The sequence below is a fragment of the Rhodococcus sp. IEGM 1379 genome, from assembly GCF_030056815.1.
GTDB lineage: Bacteria > Actinomycetota > Actinomycetes > Mycobacteriales > Mycobacteriaceae > Rhodococcus_F.
Genome location: NZ_JASHKR010000137.1, coordinates 1 through 6,625 on the forward strand (window position 1 = coordinate 1; position 6,625 = coordinate 6,625).

The following is a 6,625-nucleotide window of genomic DNA, read 5'->3' on the forward strand; positions in this document are numbered from 1 at the left end:
ATGTGCTCGGAGCGTCGCCAATTCGTCGACCCCCAGCGCCGACGCATCCCGATCCAGCAGTTTGGAGATGGCGCGGGAGCTGTCGTCGAGGTTGTCGGCGAGAACCCAGTGCACACCGATGGTGTTGCCGGACGACATGTGACGCTCACGCATCTCGGTGCCCATCCGAGCGATGAGGATGCGAGCGTCAACTGTGCGCTCGTGGATCTGCTGCGCCAATCCGGTGAGCAGGGCGTCTTCGAGAATACGACGCTCGGATTCAGTGAGCAGCTGCTCCTGGTTTCCGCGGGCGTCGTGGATTCGGGTCGCGAATTCACCGATGGACGAGTACCCCTGCTCGTCCTGCACGCGTACGACGGTGAGTCCGTCGGGCGCGTCCCACTGGAGTCGGTAATCCTGTCCCGCGGCGGCGAGTTGGGCATCGAATTCCTGCAATGCCGAGGTCAGCGCAGTGCGGGTGGCCTTACGGGCACCGTCCGTGACGCGGACAGTCGACGTGGCGCCGTCGAGCGCCCGGTACAGCTTGTCCACGTCTTCGGGCAGAACCGGCGGGTGGGTGGCGTCGTCGGTCCGGTCCTCGTTCTGGATTCGATAGACCAGTTGATCGGGGCTCATCCAGGCGGCTGAACTGGCCGGCCAACTCAGGTGTTCCGTGATCCCCAGTAGATCCAGCAGGTCAGCTCGAGCATAGGGAGCGAGTCGTTCTGCGTCGCTGCGTGTTTCGGTAAGTGTGTGGCGCAGGGTTTCGACGGCAGTGTTGTAAGCGCCTTCGGCGGTGCCGATCTGGAGAACCGCCGCGTCGTAAGCCTTACGCGCTGTGCGCTGTTCGACCTTGCACTCCTCGATCTTCGCGCGCGCTTTGGCGAGGTCGAGATCGATCTGCTCGGCACTGGAACCGAGTGTGTCGCGCAGTGTTTCGAGACGTTGAACCTGCCCGAGCAGGCTTTCTTCCGCGATTGCGGCTTCCTCGGCGAATTCTTCGGCGTTGGCGCGTGATTCGTCGAGACGATCACTCGACTCGCGTTCGAGTTCCACCTCTTTGGCATGTTCGCGCCGGCACCGCAATGCCAACTCGCCCTGCTTCTCGAAGTGGCGAATTGCCGCTGCCAAGGAATCCAGCTCGCGCGCAACATGCGGAGTTCGATGCGCCACTGCCGTCGCCCGGAGTTGCTTCTCCTTGGCGGCCAGATCGGCAATAGCCGAGTCGAGTTCACGTTGCGCGGTTTCGGTGGCGTCCGACCGAGAGCGCAGTGCGCCTGCCGATTCCGCGACGGATTTGAGTGCCCGCAGGATGGAACCGGTTTTGGGGAGCTCTTTTGCCGCGAGGGTGATCTGAGACAACTGCTGATTGGTCTGTGCCACCAGTGCATTGGCAGCGTCGACTGCGGCAGCTAACTCGTCGAGTGCTGCGTCGATCTCGGTGATCCGCGCGGCGCGACGCCGTGCGCGCGCCGTGGTTCCGATGTACTCGGCGTCGGATTTGACGTGGCGACCGCGAATTACGCCCTGCCAGAAGCGGCCGTCGACTCCGATTGCAACGGACGACGCCGTGCTCTCGTCGACGGATTCGACCAGGCTGATGGATTCGAGAATTGCCTGGACCTGCGCGTCGGAAACCTCGGAATTACCTTCAACTTCGAGTACGTCGGCGAGTGTACGGCACTTGGGGCGTGCCTTTGCGGGAAGTGCGGTGAGGAACTGTTCACTGACAAATTCGGGGAACTTGTCGTCCGGGCTGACCCAGCCGTCCAGCACGTTGGCTGCCTGCAGCGCGGATTCGATTCCGGTAGCGACCTCGGGTGAGACGGAATCTGCGAATCGAACCAGACGCCAGAACGGTGCGCCGGGCAGGTCTTTTCGGCTGTCGGTGCGTGCGTGGAACGTGGGCGGAGCATCGTCATGTTCCGCTGAGACAGCTTTGCGTTCGGTTTTCAGCGTCGCGGTGGCAGCCTTCGAAGCAGTGATTTCGGCTTCCGCTTCGCGTCGACGCTCCCGCAGCGTTTCGGTTCCGGCCTCGATGTTTTCGGCGAGTACGGCTGCCAACGTCGGGGCGTCCTCGTCTCCCACCTCTGCCAGTGCCGCGTCGAGGGCGTCGAACAGGGAGGTACCAGCGCCGACGGCTTCGAGCAGCACGGAATGCTGGGTCCACCAGGAGCGGAGGCCTGCGGCGCATTCGCTGCGCGCAAGTTCTACTGCTGCTTCGCCCTCGATCACAGCGGCTTTGGCTGATTCGAGCAGTTCCTGACCGCGGCGCGACGAGTTCTCGGCACGTGTCCGCTCGGTGGCGGCCTTCTCGACGGTCGCGAGAGCGGCGCGTACGACGCGGACGTCACCGTCGCGTTCTTCGGCGTGACCCCGCACTGCGGTGGTGATCTGATCGGTGCGCGAACCGTCCGGCAGGGGAGTCCAGACGATGCCCGCATCTTCCGCTGCAGCCTGCAGTTCGTCCTCGGCGCGCGAGAGTGCCTCAGCGGCACGACGTACGGACGCGAGAGCCTTCTCGGCTTCGTCGCCGCGCTGCGCCAGAGTTGCCTGCGCCTTGCGTGACTTGTCTGCCTGCTGTTCCGTGGACAATTTCAGCGTCGAGACGGCCTGTGCCAGATCATCGAGTTGCTGCTTGCCTTCGTAGGCACTGGAGCGTTGCAGCGCTTCGACATTGGCGCGCGCGTGGTCGAGAGCTTGCTCGGCTGCGTTGAACCGCTCCTCGGCGCCGGCGCGTGCCTCACGACTGCGCATCTGAGCCAAGGATGATTGATCCATGGCGGCAACACCTTTGGCGACCGCAGCGAGTCGGGCTCCTACCTGCTCGATTTCGCCACGCGACTGCTGACGGAGATATTTGGTGTAGACGCCGATGAAACTCTGTGCGGCCTGATCGGCGGCAGCGAGTCCTTCGAGTGCGCGGCCGACCTCTTCCATGTCACTGAACGAACGCGCTGCTTCGAGAACCAACTGATCGTCGAGGGGGCGCAGACCGTCGGTCAGTGCCTGTGAAAGTCCCTTCGGATCAAGGTTTTTCGCGAGCTGCGGACGACGCAGCGTCAGGATCAGGTTGATGAGCTGGTCATAGCGCTGCACGCCAAGTCCGAACATGCGCGCATCGATTGCAGTGCGGTAGTCGAGGGGACGGTCCGTGATCGCGTCACTGCCGAGTTGTTCGGCCAACTGCTTCTTCGTGAGCGGGCGATCGTCATTGCCGATCAACGAGAAGTCGACACCTACCCGGCCGTCGGCAACGAAGTACCAACGAGTGACCTTGTCGTTGGTACGGGTCGCGCGCATGCCGATGCCGACGGTGACGGCTTCGGGCTCTTCCATCGACCCGCGGCAGAATTCCATCCACACGTACGAGTGCGCACTGTCCTGCCCGCGGTAGAGCAGGTTGGACTTCATGGTGCGTTCTTCGCCGGCAAACGGGTTGAGACGCCGCGGTTCGATACGACCGTCGAAAACGAACGGGAACAGAACCTCGAGGGCCTTGGTCTTGCCGGAACCGTTGGGTCCGCGCAGAACGAGACGGCCGTCGGCGAAGGAAAATTCCTGGTCGCGGTAGTCCCAGAGGTTGATGATGCCGGCCCGAGTAGGTCGGAAGCGGGCGCTGTTCATGCGTTCTCTACCTCTGGTTCTTCTGTCGTGCCGGAAAATTCGCTAGCTGTATCTGGTGCTGAGTTGTCGACCGCAAAATCGATCAAAGGGTCGCGCTCGCGGACACTGACCACGACGTCTCGATAGCGTGCAAGGACGGGGAGGACCAGCACTCCGCCGGGAACGACGTGGGTCAGTCGCAATCGTTGCAGCAGACCGAGCGATTGCGTACGGAGTCCCTTGTGGTCGGCTTGCCACTGCGCGGCGAATGTTCGGCCGAACCGGTCCACCAACTCGGCGATCTTGTCGGTGAGCCAGTCGTCGTCGATCAACGGGTACGTCGCCGGTCCCGGGGGGTCCACGGGTTCCGGCGCGGGTCCGAGCATGGGAACTTCTTCGTCGGCGAGGTCTTCGAAGATTCCGGCTTCGGGGATCGCCGCATCGAGTTGTTCGATGAGGTACTCATCGGACTCGTGGGGGATTGGAAGCTTCGCGAGGTCCGGGGCGTCGACGTCGAGAATTCGATCGGAAATTTCGCCCGCCAACAGCAGCGCGACCTGAGCGATGGTACCGGTGCTGGGAAAGCGCACGTCCGACAGACGTCCGGTGGGATCGATCATCGCGATGCCCTCGGCCCGACGCTCGGCGATCAGCCCGGTCAGCAGTTCTACTTCAACAGCGGTTTTGGGCTGTGCGAGCGCGATCAGTTCGTGCTCGTCGAGTTCGCCGGCCAGAACGACGGGACGTTCGACCAGCGCCCGACGCACTCGTCGCCCGATCTCCTTGGCGTCCAAGGGAACTCCGTCTTCTTCGGACGCCGTGGATGTCTCGGCGGCGAGAAGGCCTCGAATGGAATGCAGGTGCTGCAGGGCGCGGGGTGGGCGGAAGAGTGCAACGACGACAGATCGGTCGATGTCGTAAAGAGCCTCTCCCGCTTCGGGATTGGAAGCCCAGCCATTGGCGTCGCCGTCGGCGAGAGCGATGGCGCCGCGAACACCGAGCCAGCTGACCGCGTCGACAAACGCGTCTCGGTCCGAAGCCCGATCGGTGGACAATTCGACGCCGTCCACCTGAGCGGCATCTGCGGCAACGTGATCTGCCAACTCCGACAACGTGATCTGGTTGCCCGCGCGGCCCAATGCTGCCAGGCACAGAGCCAGGTACGAGTACCGCGTGCGGTCGAACGTGCGCTCGGTCGCGGTGCGAGCGGGTGCCGACGGGTTGAGCCGGTCTGAGACCGTGAACAACCGGGCCGTCGTCTCCGTGACTTCGAGGCGGTAGCCGAACAGTTCCAGGAGGTCGTCGCGCAGTTCGGTAGCCCACCGACGCAAGAGTGGCAACGCCGCGCGATCCGGATACGACGTGGTGACCAAGTGATTGGACAGGATGATTCGCGCCGCGCGCTGATACGAATCGAGGGCCAGGGGAGTGATCTCGCGGGCTCTCATCGGACGCTGACCTCGATACCGTCGAGGTGCATGCGTCCGCGGGCAGTCTTGATGGTGGTGGAACCATCCGCGGGACTCAGCGTCAACTGTACCCCGTTCTCGCTGCCGGTGGAACTCTTGACTCGGCCGACGACGGGCACTCGGGCTGTCAGTGCTGCGTTGAGCAGACTCAGCAAAACTTCGGTCTCCTGCTCGTTGAGTTCACGTTCGTAGACGCCGCCTGATGCCAGTGATTGTGCTGCGGCACTGCGGGTTCGCTGGGCTGCCAGCTGCTCTTCGCGGAGTCGACGGATGCTGCCGTCGTTGCGCGCGACCTTGCCGGGCAGGCCAGGTGACGGCGGACGACCCGTTTCGGCGAGAGTGCGGGCAATCTCGACCGGCGGTGCGTCCCACCAGGAACGGTTGTGCGAGATGATGTCGGCATCGGGATGCACCATGGACAGATGCCGAGGGCGACCGAGATCGAACACCGCTTGGAAGAGCGCGTGTGCAGCGTCCTCCGACGGCGTGGCTGCAAACCACCCCGCGAGGTGCCGCAACTGGCTTTCGCGACTCACCCCACCGCGACGCGTTTCCGTCACCCGGCGCAACAACGCGAGCACCGCAGCGATGGCGCTCATCGTTCCTTCGCGCAGACGCTCCGACTCACTGATCCCTGACTCACTGATCCCTGACTCGGCTGATACGAACCACGCGGTCAAACCGCGCCAGCGGGCCATCCAGTCGTCTTCGCGTTCGGCCATCGGAACGAACACCCGCTCGTCACTGGCCGCCGCGAGGCGGATCATCCGATCGACACCGGTCGACTCGACATGCTCGATCGCTTCTTTGAGCTTGGGTGCGTATCGCGCGAGGTCAGAGCTGAATTCGCGCATGTGCGTCAGCAACGCGTCCTTGTGACTCAAGAACGCCTGCGGTGTGACTTCAGTGGTTCGGACTAGATCGCCGAGCGTCAGATAGAAGTGTGCGGCGCGATCGGCCATGTCGGACAGCGTCGAGTCCAGGCGCTTCAATTTGCGGAAGATGAGGTCGCCGTCCGACGTCCGGTTGGCCTCGGCCAATTCCGACATGTCGGCGAGCAGATCCGCCAGCGCCAATCGTGAGAGCGACGAATTGTCGAGGCGGGCAGCGAGGACGTCTTCGACGGATCGGTACACCTGGTAGCCGGCCTGGCCGAACTGGTAAACGAAATGGCGGTTGCGGTATTCGGCCAGCGACGCGGCGCGTGTGCCGTCGTAGCTGCGTTCGAGGATTTCCCACACGTGCAGCTGATCCAACAGTGGAGCGACCTCGGCTGATGACAACTGCGCGGCGGGATCTACGCCGCCGATCTTCTCGAGAATCTGCGCCACAGTCCCGGAATGGAGCAGAACGGTGTAATTGGCACGCGCGTGGTCAAAAGCCCGAAGCACCCAGAGGTACTCCGCTCGCTTCTCCGCGACCGTGAACGAAAACAGTTTCAATCGGTTTGTATCGGCGTACGCCGGTGCACGTGTCGACGCTGTTGCATCACGAGTAGGCGTTTCGTTCACCATGACAGGGTAGGCGAGAGTGCCCCTCGGATTTTCCTACGGTCTGTCCGTAGCAGGGGA

3 protein-coding genes are annotated in these 6,625 nt (G+C 63.3%); all 3 read right to left on the reverse strand.

Going from position 1 to position 6,625, the window contains the following annotated elements:
* A partial coding sequence (locus tag QM600_RS28440) for a TIGR02680 family protein (protein ID WP_283265093.1) occupies positions 1-3,606 on the reverse strand: 3,606 nt, incomplete at its 3' end.
* Positions 3,603-5,033, reverse strand: coding sequence for a DUF2398 family protein (locus tag QM600_RS28445; RefSeq protein ID WP_283265094.1), 1,431 nt, complete (start codon positions 5,031-5,033; stop codon positions 3,603-3,605). The genes QM600_RS28445 and QM600_RS28440, both read right to left, overlap by 4 nt.
* Positions 5,030-6,496, reverse strand: a complete 1,467-nt coding sequence (locus tag QM600_RS28450; protein WP_283265095.1) for a TIGR02677 family protein — start codon at positions 6,494-6,496, stop codon at positions 5,030-5,032. The genes QM600_RS28445 and QM600_RS28450 overlap by 4 nt, the downstream gene beginning before the upstream one ends.
* Positions 6,497-6,625 lie beyond the last annotated feature (129 nt).